The organism is Aeromonas sp. XH, assembly GCF_033348475.1.
Lineage (GTDB): Bacteria > Pseudomonadota > Gammaproteobacteria > Enterobacterales > Aeromonadaceae > Aeromonas > Aeromonas sanarellii.
Window position 1 is genome coordinate 1,941,174 of record NZ_CP137630.1, and the last position, 16,551, is coordinate 1,957,724.

At 51.6% G+C, this 16,551-nt stretch carries 19 protein-coding genes and 1 pseudogene; 9 read left to right on the forward strand and 11 right to left on the reverse strand.

The window, feature by feature from the left end; all coding sequences use genetic code 11:
- Nucleotides 1–67 precede the first annotated feature (67 nt).
- The gene (locus R2B70_RS09075) at nucleotides 68–307 is read right to left on the reverse strand and encodes a hypothetical protein (RefSeq protein WP_318163201.1); all 240 of its coding nucleotides are present in this window, start codon (nucleotides 305–307) and stop codon (nucleotides 68–70) included.
- A 217-nt stretch (nucleotides 308–524) separates the two neighbouring features.
- Between R2B70_RS09075 and R2B70_RS09080 the strand changes: the two are divergent.
- Nucleotides 525–833: pseudogene (locus R2B70_RS09080) on the forward strand (phage portal protein); the annotation flags it as partial.
- 58 nt (nucleotides 834–891) lie between these two features.
- Nucleotides 892–1,143, forward strand: coding sequence for an ogr/Delta-like zinc finger family protein (locus R2B70_RS09085; protein ID WP_318163202.1), 252 nt, complete (start codon nucleotides 892–894; stop codon nucleotides 1,141–1,143).
- 430 nt (nucleotides 1,144–1,573) lie between these two features.
- Here R2B70_RS09085 and R2B70_RS20190 read toward each other — a convergent pair whose 3' ends face one another.
- Complete coding sequence (locus R2B70_RS20190) at nucleotides 1,574–1,951, reverse strand: hypothetical protein (RefSeq protein WP_412055168.1); 378 nt, start codon at nucleotides 1,949–1,951, stop codon at nucleotides 1,574–1,576.
- 183 nt (nucleotides 1,952–2,134) lie between these two features.
- On the opposite strand from R2B70_RS20190, the gene umuD reads away from it, so the two are divergent.
- From umuD to R2B70_RS09100, 3 genes are all read left to right on the forward strand, one after another.
- Nucleotides 2,135–2,557 (forward strand): translesion error-prone DNA polymerase V autoproteolytic subunit, encoded by a 423-nt coding sequence (gene umuD, locus R2B70_RS09090; RefSeq protein WP_318163203.1) that lies wholly within the window; start codon nucleotides 2,135–2,137, stop codon nucleotides 2,555–2,557.
- Nucleotides 2,554–3,828 carry a translesion error-prone DNA polymerase V subunit UmuC gene (gene umuC, locus R2B70_RS09095; RefSeq protein ID WP_318163204.1) on the forward strand — a complete coding sequence of 425 codons (1,275 nt, stop codon included), beginning with the start codon at nucleotides 2,554–2,556 and terminating at the stop codon, nucleotides 3,826–3,828. The genes umuD and umuC overlap by 4 nt, the downstream gene beginning before the upstream one ends.
- Nucleotides 3,829–4,106: 278 nt before the next feature.
- A complete protein-coding gene (locus R2B70_RS09100; protein WP_318163205.1) occupies nucleotides 4,107–4,820 on the forward strand; it encodes a hypothetical protein in 714 nt (237 codons plus the stop codon).
- 124 nt (nucleotides 4,821–4,944) lie between these two features.
- On the opposite strand, the gene R2B70_RS09105 is transcribed toward R2B70_RS09100, so the two are convergent.
- The 9 genes from R2B70_RS09105 to R2B70_RS09145 form a co-directional block, all read right to left on the reverse strand.
- Nucleotides 4,945–7,200: a replication endonuclease gene (locus tag R2B70_RS09105; RefSeq protein WP_318163206.1), complete on the reverse strand. Its 2,256-nt coding sequence runs from the start codon at nucleotides 7,198–7,200 to the stop codon at nucleotides 4,945–4,947.
- Nucleotides 7,201–7,203: 3 nt separating this feature from the next.
- A complete protein-coding gene (locus tag R2B70_RS09110; RefSeq protein ID WP_158109939.1) occupies nucleotides 7,204–7,449 on the reverse strand; it encodes a hypothetical protein in 246 nt (81 codons plus the stop codon).
- Entirely contained in the window at nucleotides 7,446–7,895 is a 450-nt protein-coding gene (locus tag R2B70_RS09115) for a hypothetical protein (protein ID WP_318163207.1), read from the reverse strand. Before R2B70_RS09115 ends, R2B70_RS09110 begins: the two co-directional genes overlap by 4 nt.
- On the reverse strand, nucleotides 7,892–8,089 hold the full coding sequence (locus tag R2B70_RS09120) for a hypothetical protein (RefSeq protein ID WP_216947500.1): 198 nt from the start codon (nucleotides 8,087–8,089) through the stop codon (nucleotides 7,892–7,894). The genes R2B70_RS09115 and R2B70_RS09120 overlap by 4 nt, the downstream gene beginning before the upstream one ends.
- Complete coding sequence (locus R2B70_RS09125; RefSeq protein WP_139401298.1) at nucleotides 8,086–8,346, reverse strand: helix-turn-helix domain-containing protein; 261 nt, start codon at nucleotides 8,344–8,346, stop codon at nucleotides 8,086–8,088. The genes R2B70_RS09120 and R2B70_RS09125 overlap by 4 nt, the downstream gene beginning before the upstream one ends.
- Nucleotides 8,347–8,603: 257 nt before the next feature.
- Nucleotides 8,604–9,062 (reverse strand): hypothetical protein, encoded by a 459-nt coding sequence (locus R2B70_RS09130; RefSeq protein ID WP_318163208.1) that lies wholly within the window; start codon nucleotides 9,060–9,062, stop codon nucleotides 8,604–8,606.
- Nucleotides 9,063–9,072: 10 nt separating this feature from the next.
- Nucleotides 9,073–9,582 (reverse strand): phage regulatory CII family protein, encoded by a 510-nt coding sequence (locus R2B70_RS09135; RefSeq protein WP_318163209.1) that lies wholly within the window; start codon nucleotides 9,580–9,582, stop codon nucleotides 9,073–9,075.
- Nucleotides 9,583–9,619: 37 nt separating this feature from the next.
- The gene (locus R2B70_RS09140; RefSeq protein ID WP_213387180.1) at nucleotides 9,620–9,889 is read right to left on the reverse strand and encodes a DNA-binding protein; all 270 of its coding nucleotides are present in this window, start codon (nucleotides 9,887–9,889) and stop codon (nucleotides 9,620–9,622) included.
- Between the two features lie 21 nt (nucleotides 9,890–9,910).
- Complete coding sequence (locus tag R2B70_RS09145; RefSeq protein ID WP_318163210.1) at nucleotides 9,911–10,108, reverse strand: Cro/CI family transcriptional regulator; 198 nt, start codon at nucleotides 10,106–10,108, stop codon at nucleotides 9,911–9,913.
- A gap of 120 nt (nucleotides 10,109–10,228) precedes the next feature.
- Here R2B70_RS09145 and R2B70_RS09150 point away from each other — a divergent pair, with 120 nt between their 5' ends.
- The 4 genes from R2B70_RS09150 (at nucleotide 10,229) to R2B70_RS09165 (ending at nucleotide 16,382) form a co-directional block, all read left to right on the forward strand.
- Nucleotides 10,229–10,891 (forward strand): LexA family protein, encoded by a 663-nt coding sequence (locus R2B70_RS09150; RefSeq protein ID WP_318163211.1) that lies wholly within the window; start codon nucleotides 10,229–10,231, stop codon nucleotides 10,889–10,891.
- Between the two features lie 30 nt (nucleotides 10,892–10,921).
- On the forward strand, nucleotides 10,922–11,542 hold the full coding sequence (locus R2B70_RS09155; protein ID WP_318163212.1) for a BRCT domain-containing protein: 621 nt from the start codon (nucleotides 10,922–10,924) through the stop codon (nucleotides 11,540–11,542).
- Between the two features lie 74 nt (nucleotides 11,543–11,616).
- The gene (locus R2B70_RS09160) at nucleotides 11,617–15,147 is read left to right on the forward strand and encodes a hypothetical protein (RefSeq protein ID WP_318163213.1); all 3,531 of its coding nucleotides are present in this window, start codon (nucleotides 11,617–11,619) and stop codon (nucleotides 15,145–15,147) included.
- 248 nt (nucleotides 15,148–15,395) lie between these two features.
- Complete coding sequence (locus tag R2B70_RS09165) at nucleotides 15,396–16,382, forward strand: tyrosine-type recombinase/integrase (protein WP_318163214.1); 987 nt, start codon at nucleotides 15,396–15,398, stop codon at nucleotides 16,380–16,382.
- The last annotated feature ends 169 nt before the right edge of the window (nucleotides 16,383–16,551 follow it).

Sequence of the window (16,551 nt, forward strand, 5' to 3'; positions counted from 1 at the left end):
AGTGTATTGAAGCGTTAAGTTCTAACGTTAAAATGTTGTCTCTCCGATAAGGAATCGGCTTGAATGTTTAGTTAGCGCGACTCGGAAACATGCGCTGTTTGATGACTCCTATTGCCTCGGCATAGAAGCGTTTCTCTTTAGCTTGTTCCAGTGGGGTTCTTTCTTCACCTTCGTCCACAGATAGCGAATGATTCATATTGTGCCATTCGTGAACGTGATAGAACCGCCCTTCGTGTTCGTTGAATTCAAGGTAATACCATGACTCATTATTTCCACCGATACCTTTCTGGCCGATATTTATGCGCATAACCCCTCACTAATAGTGATTAATATGAAGGTTGGGTAAATATTCTTAATATAGAGTAAATTCCCAATCAAGATGTTAATTGAGCGTTTTTAAATCATACTATTACACTGTCTGGAACTGTGTCTAGAGATATTTCTTTGCCAACCTACTACGGCCTGTTGCTGATTTTTAAAAACTGTAAAATAAGTTGAGTGAGAAAGACACTACAAGCATTCGCTTCGTGAATATCCCGGATGGCATCAAGCTTATTCCGGTGAGGGATATCGCTACCAAGGACGAGTTCGTCGCTATCAAGGGGATCACCACTCAGGATGTGCTGACCAGCCACCGCTTTCCGGCGGCGCTGGCCGGCATTATTCAGACCAATGGCGGGGGAGGGCTCGGGGATCCTGAGAAGTACGATGCGACCTATGCCCGTAACGAGGTGCTGCCGCTGTGCGAGCTTATCCAGGATGCCATCAACAGCGCGGGACTCCCTCGCTCCCTCTGGGTCGATTTTCGGGAGAATATCGGTTCGACTGTATAAACAAACAGTGTTTGCTGTGGCAAGATAGGCTGTTGATTTGGATAGAAAAGGGGGCGTAATGCGGGTTTATTGTAAAGTGTGTGGCCAGCGGGGCCGCATTACCAAGACCAACCGACTGAGCGATGATGTCTCCGATCTCTATTGTCAGTGTACCGATGCAGAATGTGGCCACAGCTGGGTGGCCACCTTGTCGTTCGCCCACACCCTTAGTCCCTCGGCCAAGACCACGAACCAGCTTGTGCTGAGCTTAATGGGCTCACTGACGCCAGAGGGGAGACAGTTGATGTTGCAAGGACTGAGTGGATCGTAACAAGCTGGAATTCAGTGCCACAGACGTATGACATCCGTCATTGAATATCTATCAACTGTCAGATCTGACAGGGCAGGCGGCATAGCCGAGGCTACAGTTACATCGAACATCTGGAGTTTGTGTATGTTCAAGGTGTCACGAAAGCCCCCTCAACGAGGGGGCTTTGTTTTGCCTGGCGTTCAGCGCCCTGACGACCCGGGGCGGCGGCACCTCAGGACCCTGCGCGCGCAGTCAAGACCCCGCCTCGCCTGCGCGCTTATGTGTGGAAAATCATGCTGGTGAACGGCTGGGGGAGGGGAACGGTTCCCCGCGCCAGCGCTGGCCGCGCGGGGGGAGCCGGAGCCTTTTTGTGATCCTTTAAAATCACTCAGTCTATTTCACATCTTGGTTTAGACCTTGCAAACTTAGTGGATTATTATGCTTTCATTGATTAGTTGTTCGTTTTTATGATCTCACTGAAATATTCATCAATTAGTTCGCCGTTTGAGAAATATGACTTCAAGACCATGTAAACAAACATCTGACAATTGCTTGATATAAGTGGTATTTTTGATTCATCTATTTTAAATGTCTTTATTCTAGAGTAGGCTTGCCCTTTTTGTTTATGGTCATATTGCCTTTTTATAAACTCTTCCATTGTGTAGAATATGTATTCATGATCTATATGCTTAATGTAGTATTTCGAGTCGGCATTATCTAAGTAATACTCGATGCGCTGGGCGGCGGCCAGGGTCATCGGGTATTCGTGGATGATGGAGTAGTAGGTGCCGGCTTCGCGGTGCTCGGCTACCTCGAGCAGGGGATAGATGTGGTGGGCGGCCCCCCATCATGTAATCGGCGGCGCGCCAGAGCCACGCCAGCGAATGCAGTGAGTTCCGGCAGGAAACATACACAGGGGGCCCATTATGGCGGAGCCAAATGCCGCACGGTGATCCGTTTTTGATGCCTTGCTATACTGGTTATATATACAGTATTTTTTGAGATTGTCAGCATGTTTGCTCAACCCGCTCCTGATGCTCCCTTGTTGGAACTACCTCTGTTTCTCTCACCGGTGGCCTGCGGCTTTCCGTCGCCGGCGCAGGACTACACCGAGCAGACCATCGACCTTAATCAGTTGTGCGTGGCCCACCCGGCGGCCACTTATTTCGTGCGGGCGGCGGGTGACAGCATGGTTGACCACGGGATCCGCGATGGTGACCTGTTGGTCGTGGACCGTAGCCGCAAGGCGTGTCACGGCTGCGTGGTGGTTGCGGCGGTGGATGGCGAGTTCACGGTGAAGAAGCTGCAGCTTGCGCCGACCGTGGCTCTGCTCCCTGGCAACCCGGCCTATCGCCCCATCCATTTCAACGATGGGCAGGAGCTTGAGATTTTCGGGGTGGTGGCCTTTGTCGTGCACAAGATGGATACCCCATGAACAAGCGCTGCGCCGTCGCCCTGGTTGACGTGAACAACTTCTACGCCAGCTGTGAGCGGCTATTCCGCCCTGACCTCAAAGGGCGGCCCATCGTTGTGCTCTCCAATAACGATGGCTGCGTGGTGGCCCGTTCAGCCGAGGCCAAGGCGCTCGGCATCAAGATGGGGGTACCCTACTTTCAGATCCGCCAGTTTTTCGAAGCTATGGGTGGGGTCTGGTTCTCCAGCAACTACGCCCTCTATGGCGACATGTCGAACCGGGTGATGACCATTCTGGAGGGGATGGCCCCGGCGGTGGAGGTCTACAGCATCGACGAGGCCTTTATAGAGCTGAGCGAGCGCTGGGCGGGCGACCTGGTGGCCTATGGCCGCCAAGTCCGCGAGCGGGTGCAGCAGTGGACCGGGCTGACCGTGGGGGTCGGCATCGGCCCCACCAAGACGCTCGCGAAATTGGCGAACTACGCCGCCAAGAAGTGGCCGGCCACTGGCGGTGTGGTGGATCTGCGGGATGAAGGGCGGCGCGCCCGGCTGATGGCGATCACCCCGGTGGACGAGATATGGGGTATTGGCCGGCGGCTGTCGGCCAAGCTGGAGGCGCAGGGCATCAAGATGGTGACCGACCTGGTTGCCGCCGACCCCAAGGCGCTGCGGCGCCGCTATGGCGTGGTGGTCGAGCGCACGGTGCAGGAGCTGCGGGGGATCCCCTGCGCCGAGCTGGAACAAGAGGCCCAGGCCAAGCAGCAGATCATCTGCTCGCGCTCGTTTGGCGAGCGCATCACCCAGATAGGCCCTATGCACCAGGCGCTGGCCGGCTACATGGAGCGGGCCGCCGAGAAGCTGCGGGGGGAGGGGATGTGCTGCCGGCACGTGACCCTGTTCATTCGCACCAGCCCGTTCAGCGACCGGGAGCCCTACGGCAACCAGGTGAGCACCAAGCTGGCCATGCCCACCCATGACACCCGGGCCCTGCTGGCCCTGATCCCGGAACTCCTCCCCCGGATCTGGCGCGATGAGCAGCGATACCAGAAAGGGGGGGTCATGCTGGCCGACTTCACCCCCGCCAACATGCAGCAGGGCGACCTGTTCGCCGGTGAACAGCAAACCCAGCGCAGCGAGGCGCTGATGCAGGTCATCGACAAGATCAATCAGGGGCGGCTGGGGAAGGTCTACTTCGCGGCCCGCGGCCGCGACACCCGGGAGTGGATGATGAAGCGGGAGCAGTTAAGCCCCCGCTATACCACCGCGCTCGGCGAGCTGCCTATTGTGTGGTGACTATTCATATTCATGTTTTTTAATGCTCAGATACCCACTCTGATACAAAGCTTTGTTGGTAATGAAAGTCGCTATCATTGAAATGTGGGAAAATCATTATGTATTTGAATAAAAAGACTGACAATGGTTGGCTGCATTTGGTACCCTGTGTGCAGCTTTGTGCGAAAAGAAAAAAGTAGTATGTAAGACGATGAAAGTTATTAGGGGTTACCGTTTAGCAATTCCCTATTTTTAAATTATTAAAAACACTCCATTTTCCCTAAGTATAGGAGTTGCCTGTGAATAGTTTAGATGTGAAGCTAATTCAAGTTAACATAATTAACAACTATATTTTATCTGCATTTCCTGAAGAAAGAATAAAAATTCTGATTAGTGAGCTCAATGTGCATTATGGAAAGATTAATAACTACATTGAAATGGATGTTGCTAGTGAAAATATAAATATAGAATTTATTGATGTATATGCAAAGTTAAATGAAATAATAAGGCTTTCACCAACAAAAATTAGTCATGATCAGTTTAGTGGTGACTATATGCTGAGTAAGGATATTCTTGACTCAATATTAGCTTTGCTTCAAATAGCCCCTAGGGACTGTAAAATACAGAATAAACTAAAAGATCTAGGATTGAACTTAGTTGAGCGTGTTTTTGGAAATGATATTCAATCTGTTATTTTGGATGGTTTGTTCTATCGGTGGTTGGATAAATACAAGCTTATTGTAAAGTTCGATATTTCCATGCCAACAATAAATTATGAAGCCTTTGGTTTATCTGATGATGAAAATAATGAGCCGAAGAAAATTAAATTCGAGCCGTCTGATAATGAATTAAATTCATTTTATGAGGCTAATAAAATCAGTATTTATAAAAATATGGTGGAAGAAAAAAATGGATTTATTAATTTCAAGGATCCATTTAGTGAGCCGCACATAAAAGATTTTTATCACTATTATTATTCTTTGAGCAGCAAGGGAATAAATAAAACCACTTGATAATGACTGGCGGTAATAAACGCCGATGTATAAGTGTAATGTCATAGCAATAATTGGTTAATATTCCCGAATCTTATCTTAGTAAGTTCAACCACGAGTATGAACATGAGCTGATGGTTCATGTTCATACCCACTTCTCGGGTTCCTGCATCCACTCTAGCGCATCCAGCCCCTCCAGCACCCGCCACATCTCCGACTGATAGGGCTCTGGCAGCATCTCGATCCAGCGGTGCGCCCCGGTGTGGCCTTGTGCCTGGTAGACCTCACCGCACAGCTCAACCAGCATCGGCCAATCTCGGTCATCAGCCGGGATCGCGTCTTCATCCGCTTCAGCCTGTTCGGTTGGCGGCTGGCTTTCTGGCTGCCAATCCATCTCGTTTGGCAGCGATTTGCACGACTGCACCTGTCCGTTCTCTAACCAGAGGGTGTAACCGTCAGCCCTAACACTGGCGCCAGCCCGTAATCGGTCAATGGAGAAGGGCGATAATCCCCATTGTTCCCTCATGACCTGGTCTGTGAAAGCATCAGGATCCGGTAGCGTACAGTTATTGTCAGAGCTCCAAGGTGCCGGGCTGTCGCCCGTCTTAACCCCAACCCCCCTCGCTGCACCCTCGGCGGCTTTTCTGGCTTCATGGGTGCCGGCAGGCACAATTTCCCACCCCTGCAGGCGGGTCTTGATGCCAAGGCGAGCGGAGGTAATGCCCATCAGGCGCTTGATGTCTTCGCCATAGCTGTTGGCCTGCTCCTCGATAAGGTGGGCCAGTTTGATGGGATGTTCGGCACGGGTCGCCAGTGCACCGCCCATGGCGTGCAGGTAGCAGCGAAAGATGCCGTTATCCGCGGCAAAGCGGGCTGCCTCAAAGCGTGGGTCTTGCAGAACTGGCTTGGGTGGGCCCACCAGTTCGGCATGCTTCTTGGCGTTGCTGATGCGGCGCAGCTCGCGCCATACCCCGACCGGGGCGCCCCCGATCTGCTGGAAGGTGCGAATGCCCCACCAACTGGCCCAGGCTACAGCGTGCAGGGCACCTTCATCGGCGGCGGTACCGGCCTCTTCGTCGTCGTCCAGGTAGGCGCCATCGATGTTCTTGGCAATGTATTTGGCGATATAACCCGCGGCATCTCCCTTGGCCGGGTCTATCTCTTTCCAGTCAAAGCGGGGAGTAAAGTCGGTAAAGGGTGGGGCGCCCTTGATATCCCGTACCAGCTCTTCGTGGTCATCGGTCAGGGCATAGCGTTGCAGGATGCCTATTACCCGGTTGCGATCTTCTGGGCGCATAAATAGCAGCAGGTGCCAGTGCGGGGTGCCGTCGTGGTGAGCCTCGCAAACGCGAAATCCATAGACGGGGGCGTTCCACCGTTTGAGGGCGGCCCTGGCGCGGCTCCAGAGTTTGGCCAGATAGGCGCAGGTCTCCCGGGGCGTGGCCCCTTGATATCGCTTGTTCTCTACCGCTTTGCCGTTGTGCTTTTGTGTCCAGGCATGAAAGCGACTCGGGGCTGTCCAGGTGAAGAAGACCCCTACATGACCCTGCTCCTCGGCATAGTCATTGAACCCCCGAGCCCGCACCATCATTTCGTTGCGGCGGTTCACCGGGTTGGCGTTGCTGGCCTCCCAGCAATCCTTCATCGACACGACCAGGTCATACTGCTCGTTGACCACTTCCGACTCGGCCAGCCAGCGCATCATGGCCCGCTTGCGTTCGCGCACCACCTTCATGGTGGCGTTCGATACATAAGCCGACACGCCCTTGCGCACCTTGCCGAGCAGAATATTGATCTGCTCCTGCAGCCGATCCCAGCAGCGGTTGACGCGCTTCTCCCACCACTTGGCAGAGAGCAGGCGTACCAGCACGCTCAGGATCCAGTTATCCCGCACCTCGTCGGATTTGAACTTGGGCATCTTGCCGATAAAGCCCCATTGGTCGGCCGGTTGGCGCATCAGCTCCCAGGTCTGCAGCAGATCCGGCTCGGCGCCCTCTTTGATGCCCTGTTCGATATTCCTGTAAATGGCTGCGGTCTGATTGGCGAACTGGTGGGCCACCTTTTTGCGGCCATCTTCATCGCGCATCTCTTTCGGATCGACCGGGATGGACTGGATCAGCTTGCGCACCCATCGGGTTCGCTCACGCAGCCAGATATTGGCCGCCCGGCAATGGGTGAAACTGCAATCCTTGCGGCGTCGCGCGTACTGCTTGAACAGGTCGCGGGTTAACTCGGGGGAGAGGCCATCAAGCAGCTGGATGGCCCACAGCAGATCGTATTGGCCACGTGGGCCGCCGAAAACGGCGTCAAAGTTGACGCCGGGCAGAGAGTTGCAAAGGGTGTTGATGCGCTGCAGCTGTGCTTTTCTCGACAGCGGCAGCCGGGTGGTGAACTTTGTCATGCGTTAAGCGGATAACGTCTTGATGCGAAACAGGCATCCACTGATGCGTTGTTGGGCATGGGTTTTCATTCGACGGGCGGCCGCACACTGGCGCAGCAACAACTTGATGCTGACGTGGGGGCGGGCAGGTAGCCGGCGCGCATGGGCCAGCTCCCGTTGATAAAGACGCAGCCGCGCTGCGTCCTCCCGATAGGTCTCTTGCCAGCGATGCATCTGGCTGGTCAGTTCCTGCTGCAGGTGATGAGTCACTTGATCACCTCACCTTGCCCATGCAGTGGCGCGCACTCCTGCCACCACTCGCCGATCTCTTTGGCCAGCGCGGTTTCGCCCTGGCCCAGTGCCAGCCAATAGACAGAGCGCACCGCACCGAGCGCCAGCAGCTCCCGGGAGATATCCCGATCGCCTCTGGCCTCACCGCCAGCGGCGATAAACTCGGCGCGGGCTGCCAGCCAGTGGGTGGTCAGTGGGTTGTGGGCGGGGAGTGATGCCGCCTCTTCATCGTCCTCGTCGCCGTCATCATCGAGCAGATCAGCCGGGTTGCTGGTCACAACCAGCTGCAGCTGGATGTATTGCTGGCCGGAGTACACCCCGCCCAGGGCGATGCGGTTATCTTCGGCATTGGCGGCGAACATATCTGCCAGCAGTCCCTCGACCACCTTGGGCGCCTGGCGGGCAATCTTGATGATGTCGCTCATTGGCAGGCCCTCCGGTTGATGCTGACAAACAGCTGGTGCCAGCGCAGGGCACGCTTGGCCTGGGCTAACAAGGTTTTACCCTCCGTTCCTCTGAGGCATGAGGAGTGACGGGCTTTGGCGGTGAGCCGCTGGCGCAGGCGCGGCAACTCGGCCAGCGCCTCCTGTTCGGATATGGGATGGAAGATCTTGGTCATGCCTGCACCTCCGGCGTGGCGATACCGGTCAGCAGCCAATCGACATGGCGTTTCAGCTCCGGGTGGTTGGCGATCAGCAAGAACAGACCACCCCCGATCTCACGGTATCCCAGCTCGTAGTTCTTGAGCGTGGTGGGCGGAATGCCGAGCAGGGCGGCAAACTTGGGGCGGCTCAGCTTCAATTGTTCCCGCAACTGGCGCAGGCGCTTGGCGGCATGGTGGTTGAGCAGGTTGATTTGGGTTGGTTGTGCGTTCATGGTCAGGCTCCTTGTTGAGTGGTGCAGGGGTTGATGCGGCTGAACAGAGAAGCCCAAGCCAGTGCGGTTGACCGCTCGATAAGCGCAACCCCGTCCGGGTGTTGGCTAAGACGGGCGCCATAGCGGCCCGTCAGCTTGCGTTGTTGGATGCGAAGGTTGCGCAGTGCGCAGGGGATCGCTAAAGTTGCCATGTCGACTTCCTCATACGTTGTTGATAGAGGCCCGCTTGGAGTTGCAGCTCCGTAATGCGGGCTTTTTTATTGCCCAATAGGACGTGGGCCTTGCCCGGTCATCTGGCTTGCTGCCAGCACCGCGCGCTTCATGCGCAGCTTTGCTGCTCTCTCCTTCTTCTCCCTCTCGATATCCCTGATAGATCTGGTGACCGGAGCCGGGTGCCACACCTTGGTGTCACAGCCGCCGCGAAATTCGCTTTGGTACTCCAGTGCAATCACGGCAAGGCGGATTGCTTCACGCTGCGCATGGGGCAGTGTCGACAGCGTGGCGCTCATCAGTTCGCCCCGAGGCTGGCGGGCGATGGCACAGATGGCGGCTTTCTTGGCTTGGCCCAGTGCCAGCCAGTCGGTGTCGAGGCTCGAGCGCTTCTTGCCGAACATCTCGCGCAGCAACATGCAGCCGGCGGTGTTCATGGCCACCTGTTCTTCTGGCGTCAGGCCAGCCAGATTGCGTTGTTGATGGTCAATGCGTTGGGTTTGCATGGGTTCCCCCTTACATGGTCATGGTTTGCATCAGAATGTCTGACGCACAGGCCAGGGTCGGCACCGCTTGAAAGCGGGCCTCAATGTCGTGGATCAAGATGGCGAGTGACCCCATGGCCGAGGTGGCCACGCTCACCAGGGTGTTGCGCTCCGAGCGGGTGATCCGGCCGCGGTCGGTCAGCTCCAGCGCTCGCTGGCCAATGCTGGCGATCTTGGCGTTCAGGTCGATGGCTTGGTGGGGCAGGGAAGGGGCTCGCTCTGCCTGTGGGATGGCAACGGCCGTCAAGCCACAACCAAACAGGGCGCCATCGAACAGGGTTTCATCCCCCTCACTTGCCTGGGTAATGGCAATCAACTCAGCCACCGTCAGCTCGTGAGGTTGGTCGGGGTTTAACTTGTTGCGCAGGATCTGCGGATTCATGCCCGCTCGTTGGGCGATCTCGGCCATGTTGTGATTGGCCGAAAAGCGTTGGCAGGCACTGATCCAGTGCGGATGTTTGCTGACGTATTCGGTAAACATGCGAGGTTCTCCTTGACCCGTTATGGTGTTTGCAGGTTCACGCGAGCGTCATGGTGACGTAGCGCTCAGCCTGATAACGGGCTTTCAGGAACAGGGCATATAGATTGACCTCGCGAGGTGCTCCGGGACCGTCTTGCAAAATGGGCAACTGGCCGCGGTCGGCGCGCTTTTTAACGGCTCCAATCGTCAAGCCTTGGCGCTTGGCGTACTCCTCTAGGCTTTCGCTGACCCGATCACCAAACGGGTAATCAAGCGGTAGCTGGCTCACATCACTGGGGATACGGATAGGTTTGATTCGAGTAGTCATGATGAATCCTTCTTAGGGGGTTCAAACACAAGGAGTTGGTTGTTGCGGGGTTCTGCGCGAGTCGGCCTTCAACTTGCCGTCTGTCAGTACCTCGATTTGGTAGGCGCGGCCTTTGGGGATGGTTTCTCCCCATTGGGATACCGCGCTTCTTTTGATGCCTAGGGCATCAGCAATGGCTGCTTTGGTGCCGAAGTAGTCGACGGCTAATTCAGTTTTCATGCTCACCTCAATGTTCTGTCTGTTGAACTAAGTTCAAATAACTTAACTTCGTGGAAAGTTAAGTGATCTGGACTTTTTGGTCAAGCACTCTGGACTTGAAATTGTTTAGATTACTGAACTATGAAAAGTGAACGCATTAGAGAACTCAGGAAAAAACATGGACTTACCCAGCAAAAGCTGGGTGAACTCATTGGTGTAAAAAAGTCATCCATTTCTCAGTGGGAGAATGATGAGCACTCTCCCAGTGGCGACAACTTGGCCCAGTTATCCAAGGTGTTTGGAGTGTCCGCACATTGGCTTGCTACGGGGAAGGGCTCCCCTGAGCTTTCGAACGTGGAACCTGCAGTGATCCCGCAAGGTAACAGGGTTCCGATCCTCAGCTATGTCCAAGCGGGCAACTGGCGCGAGATGTGCGAGCAGGCCACAGCCTTCGATGGCAATGTCGAATACGTATCGGCAGGGGGAGAGATAGGCCCTTACGGCTTTGGCCTGTGGTTGCGCGGTGATTCCATGTTGCCGCAGTTCAAGGAAGGGGATCTCATCATCGTTGACCCTGACGAGTCACCCCAGCCAGGGGATTACGTCGTGGCCAAAAACGGCAGCGACGAGGCCACATTCAAGAAGTATCGGCCCCGCGGCATTGATGAGAACGGTCAAGAGGTGTTTGAACTGGTCCCCCTCAATGACGATTATCCCACTATGCACTCCGACCGGCAGCACATCCAGATCATCGGCGTGATGGTAGAACACAGATCTTATAGAAAAAGACAAACAGGGCGCTAATGCGCCCGTTTTTTTTTGAGGATATTACTGATGACTCCAGGTATCTTTGAAATTTGCTTTACTGGATTTGATTCGGCTAAAAAGCGCGAGCTGATCGCATTGGCTGAAGGTGCCACGAAAGATATGTTTGTGGTTCGAAACAGCGTAACTAAAACACTGGACATCCTCTGCTGTGGTGAAAACGCTGGTCCTAAAAAAGTGGCCGATGCGCAATCCAAGGGGATTCATCTTTTTGATGAAGAACAGTTTATAAAGCTGTTGGAAACAGGGCTGATCAGGGTTGATGGCACCGATGCTCGCCCAGAACCGCAGCCATTGCCTGCCCTTGAGATCTGCTTCACCGGTTTTGGTGATGTACCCAATCAAAAAATGTTTCTAGTTGAAACTGCGGAGAAATCTGGTTTTGTCACTCGAACCGGTATTACCAAAAACTTGTCATTTCTCTGTTGTTGTTCTGACGCTTCTGCACAACTCGGTATGACCAAGATTGCTGATGCATTGGTCTCTGGTATAAGCATCATCTCTGAACTGGAATTCCAAGCCCTGCTTGAAACAGGTGAATTGCCAGATGATCCATGGCTTTATCGTGAGCTGTTTTCAAAGCATGAGGTTGCAGTGGAGATGTTGTCGATTATTCATAAACGAGCTTGATGTCATAGCCCAACTTGTAAATCGGCAGGTATCAGTAATTTCAAATACAACTTGATGCGATCGGAGGGCTACAGATGGCAAAAAGGAAACAACTCAGTAATCCATTTTCAACTGGAGGTGGTGGGGGGCATTTTGAAGCACATGTGCAAGCATCGTTTGTTACGCTAATGCTTAGTGGTGGGCATGTTCCTTACTTACCGTGCTGGCCTATTACTGAGATCAAACTTCAAGGCAAGGTTGATGGTTTTGATACTGATGACCTTATAGTATTTATAGAAGACGTAAATAGTAAGGAACGACGTAAGCTTCTAGGACAAGTTAAGCATTCAATAGGCATTACGTTGAACAATTCGGTGTTTGCTGAAGTGATGCAAGCAGCTTGGAATGATTTTAATAATTCCGATTTATTTAATAAAGAAAGAGATATTATTGCGTTGATTACTGGCCCACTCAGTACAACGGATCAGCATACGGTATCTTGGCTCTTGAACACTGCAAGACATACTAAAAACTCAGATGAATTTTTTAGGTACGTGCAAGAAGCAAAATTCAGTCCGTCCCAAAGCAAAGCAAAGCTTGAGGTATTTCAGCATCATCTAAAAGTAGCTAATGATGGGGTCGATGTTTCAAATGAGGAATTATATAATTTCCTAAATTGTTTTAAACTTCTTGGCTACGATCTTGGAAACGAGTCAGGAGTAGTATTGTCTCTGTTGCATTCACATATATCACAGTTTGAGCATCAACATACATTGGGTGTCTGGTCCAGAGTTGTTGAAACTGTACAGGTATGGGGTAAGGATGCCGGTACTATAATTCATGGCAAGTTACCAGAAGACCTTCGAAATGCTTTTAAGAAAAAAGCTAAAATGGAGATGCCAACGATATTAAAAGCACCTCCTGTAAAACAAAAAAACAATTGGTTACAGCACCCTGATGCTACTTATCTGGCACTTGCTGTGCTACTTGGTGCTTGGAATGACAAGAATGAGCATGATATTGAAACTATCACTCAGTTATTTGGCATCGGCCATGAGGAATGGCTCCGAAAGGCACAGGATTTATTACATTACCCCGAGAGCCCGCTTTCTCTAAAAAATGGGATTTGGAATGTTGTTAATCGGACCGAACTCTGGAAGGAGCTCGGGTCACGCATTGTTGACCAAAATTTAGACGCATTTAAAACGTTAGCTCTTTCTATTCTGAAAGAGTCTGATCCTGCTTTTGAATTACCAGTTGAGGACAGGTATGCGGCTAGCATATATGGCAAAGAACTTCAGTATTCGAGAGTGCTACGAAAAGGTGTAGCCGAAGGTTTAGCTATTCTTGGGGCCCAACCTGGCTCATGTAATCACTGCTCGCAATGGAAAGCTGAATCTACCAGCTTGTTAGTTATACGTGAACTTCTGGCCGGTGCTGATTGGATTCGTTGGGGAAGCTTGGATGGTTTATTACCCACCTTGGCTGAAGCTGCTCCTGGTGAATACCTTGCTGCCGTAGAGGCTGCCCTGCGACTGGAACCATGCCCCTTTGATGAGCTATTTTCCCAAGAAGGTGATGGTATAACTGGAGGTAATTATTTAACTGGCTTGCTGTGGTCTCTAGAAGGGCTTGCTTGGGATGAACAATACCTAGTACGTGTCTGTGTTGTGCTTGGCGAAATCGCTAGCCATGACCCTGGTGGTCGATGGGCTAACCGGCCTTCCAATTCACTTGCAACTATCTTGCTTCCATGGATGCCACAAACACTGGCATCCATCGAGAAGCGCAAGGTGGCAGTCGATACGCTCCTGAAAGAAGTCCCTGATATCGCTTGGGAGCTGATAATCCAACTTTTACCTGACGAGCATAGGACTTCTTTTGGAACACATAAGCCAATTTGGCGTGTGATAATTCCGGAAAACTGGGAGAAAGGTGTTGAACCAGAGGAGTACTGGCAACAGTCTTCTTATTATGCAGAGCTTGCAGTTGCTGCTGCTGGTAAAAATATAGATCGCCTTGCAAAGTTGATTGACCGTTTTGATAATTTGACGGAGCAGGCCTTTGAACAGCTTCTTAAAGTATTGAGTTCTGAGCCTATATCTACCCTTTCCGAAGAAGAAAGACTTCCTATTTGGAATAGGCTTAATAAATTTACCAGTAAGCACCGAAAATTCTCAGATACAAATTGGGCTTTACCAGAAGAGTTAATTGTTCGTATTGAGGAAGTGGCTAAGGGGCTTGCACCCATAGATCCTTTTAATCTATATCAGAAAATCTTTAGTGACAATGAAACTGAATATTTCAACGAAAATGAGGATTGGGAAGAACAATCCAAAAAGCTTGACTTACGACGAGAAACAGCTATATCAGAAATATTTAATAAATATGGTGTGAATGGTGTTATTCGGTTTGCTGAATCCGTATTATCTCCACATTATGTAGGGTACTCAATTTGTCATATTATCAACAATGATATTGAACGAGCACTGTTACCTAGCCTTCTTGATTCAGATGATAATAAACACCGCATGTTGGTGAGCAGTTTTATTTATCGCAAAGCCAGAGTAAATGGTTGGGAATGGGTCGATAGCATAGATAGATCTAGCTGGACATCCGTGCAAATCGGTCAGTTTCTTGCGTACCTACCATTTGCAAAAGAGGCTTGGGAAAGGGCTTCCAATTGGCTTCTGAATAAAGAGAATGAATATTGGAGTCGTGTTCATGCAAATGCATATCAAATCGATGGCGATCCAAGCATAGCCATTGATAAGTTCATTGAGCATGGGAGACCCCATGCAGCAATCAGTTGTTTGAGTGCTATGCGCCATACCAAAAAGGTGCTTAATACTGATCAATGTGTTCGTGCTCTACTGGGTGCGCTGTCTTCCAAAGAGGATAGCTCTGTAATGAACCGTCACAGTATTATCGAGCTGATTAAGTATCTTCAAACCGAGCCGTCGGTTGAGCAGGATAATCTCTTTAGAGTAGAGTGGGCATATCTTCCCTTGCTGGATAGACATAGTGGGTTAGCCCCCAAATGCCTTGAAAAAAAACTAGCTACTGAGCCCGAGTTCTTCTCAGAACTCATCAGACTGATCTATCGCTCTAAGAAAAAAGATCTACCAGTAGAGGAACCCACAGAAACGTCAAAAATGATTGCCACAAATGCTTGGAAGCTGCTTCGTCAGTGGAAGTCCCCACCAGGAACACAAGAAGATGGAACGTTTAGTGAAGAGAGGTTCATTGAATGGATCCAGAAGGTAAAAGAGATATGTACGGAATCAGGACATTTAGAGGTTGCACTTACCACAATTGGTGAAGTGCTGATTCATACCCCACCTGATACAAATGGGTTATGGATACGTCGTATTGTTGCTGATGTACTGAATGGTCGTGACGCTGAGTCCATGCGAGATGGTTTTAGTAGTGCGATATATAACTCGCGTGGCATCCATTGGGTTGACCCAAGTGGAAAGCAGGAAAGAGAATTGGCTGAGCAATACCGAAGAAAGGCTGAGGAAGTAGAAAACGCTGGTTTTGTGCGGCTTGCAGTTACGTTACGAGAAGTTGCTGACGGCTATGACAGAGATGCTGAACGTATCATCAACCGGCATGAAGGTTGATCTCTAACTTAGAGATAGAGGAGGCACAATGGTGCCTCCTCTGATCTCTAATCATAGATAATCACTTTAACTCGTTACCTTCTCATGTATGCCTTCCCCCACATTAAACACTCCCATCCTTAATCTGTTTATGTGTAAATACACAGTTGTTTGGCGGAGTTACTATGAACGTTAGAGAGCTGTGGCCGGATGTGGTCTCGATGTGTGGGCCGAGGGGATGGGGGGGCCTACCAGTATAAGGAGAGCCGATGAGCATCAAGTCCACGCCTGATGGTTACCTGGTCGATATCCGCCCGCAGGGGAGGGAAGGCAAGCGTATCCGCAAGCGCTTCAAAACCAAGTCCGAGGCCCTGCAGTTCGAGCGCTGGGTGATCGCCACCGAACACAACAAAGAGTGGGTGGAGCGGCCAGCAGATAACCGGACGCTCTCCGAGCTTATCGAGCTTTGGTGGCGTTACCATGGCCAGACGCTGAAGTCGGGGGTAAATGCCATTACCCGACTGCGCAAATTGGATGCTGCATTGGGCTATCCTCAGGCCCGGCAAATAAACCGTCTGTTGTTTGCTGAGTATCGGGCTCAACGTCTGCAAGCCGGTTGCCAGCCCAGTACGCTCAACTGGGAGCAGGATAGGCTTAGCGGTGTCTTTTCCGTGCTGATTGCATTGGGGCACTATCACAATGAACATCCACTCAAGGGCCTGAAAAAGGTCAAACAGGTAGACCGCGCTATGGGGTATCTCACCCATGAGGAAATTGGTCGCCTGCTGGCCGCGCTGACTGGTGATAACCTGAAAGTGGTCAAGTTGTGTTTGGCCACCGGTGCCCGCTGGAGCGAGGCGACAGGGCTGCGACGGGATGATGTAATTGCCAGCCGGGTGACCTACATCAACACCAAGAACGGCAAGAACCGGACAGTACCTATCTCTGCCGCCCTGGCGAAGGAGATCACCCAAGGTATTCATCGTGGCCTGTTATTCAAAGACGTTGACTATCTGCTGGTGCGTGACGTGATCAAGCAAGTTGCACCAGATCTGCCAGCAGGGCAGGCGGTTCATGTGCTGCGCCATACGTTCGCTTCTCACTTCATGATGGCGGGAGGAAATATCCTGGCACTGCAAAAAATTCTGGGGCATCATAACATTCATCAGACGATGACTTATGCCCACTTTGCACCGGATTATCTTAATGATGCGGTCCGCTTCAACCCGCTGGAAAACCATCTTCAACCAGCCTGAACTTCCCCGTGAACGGACAGAAAAAAGTGTCCACATTTTGCCAACTTTGGTGTCTTTTCACGTCCCAAAGTGTCCCCTTGTGTGGCACTTAACCCCTTGATTTAAATGCAAGCTATTGAAATTAAAGAAATAAAAATGGCAGCCGAGGCTGCCATTTTTATCTGCTTGC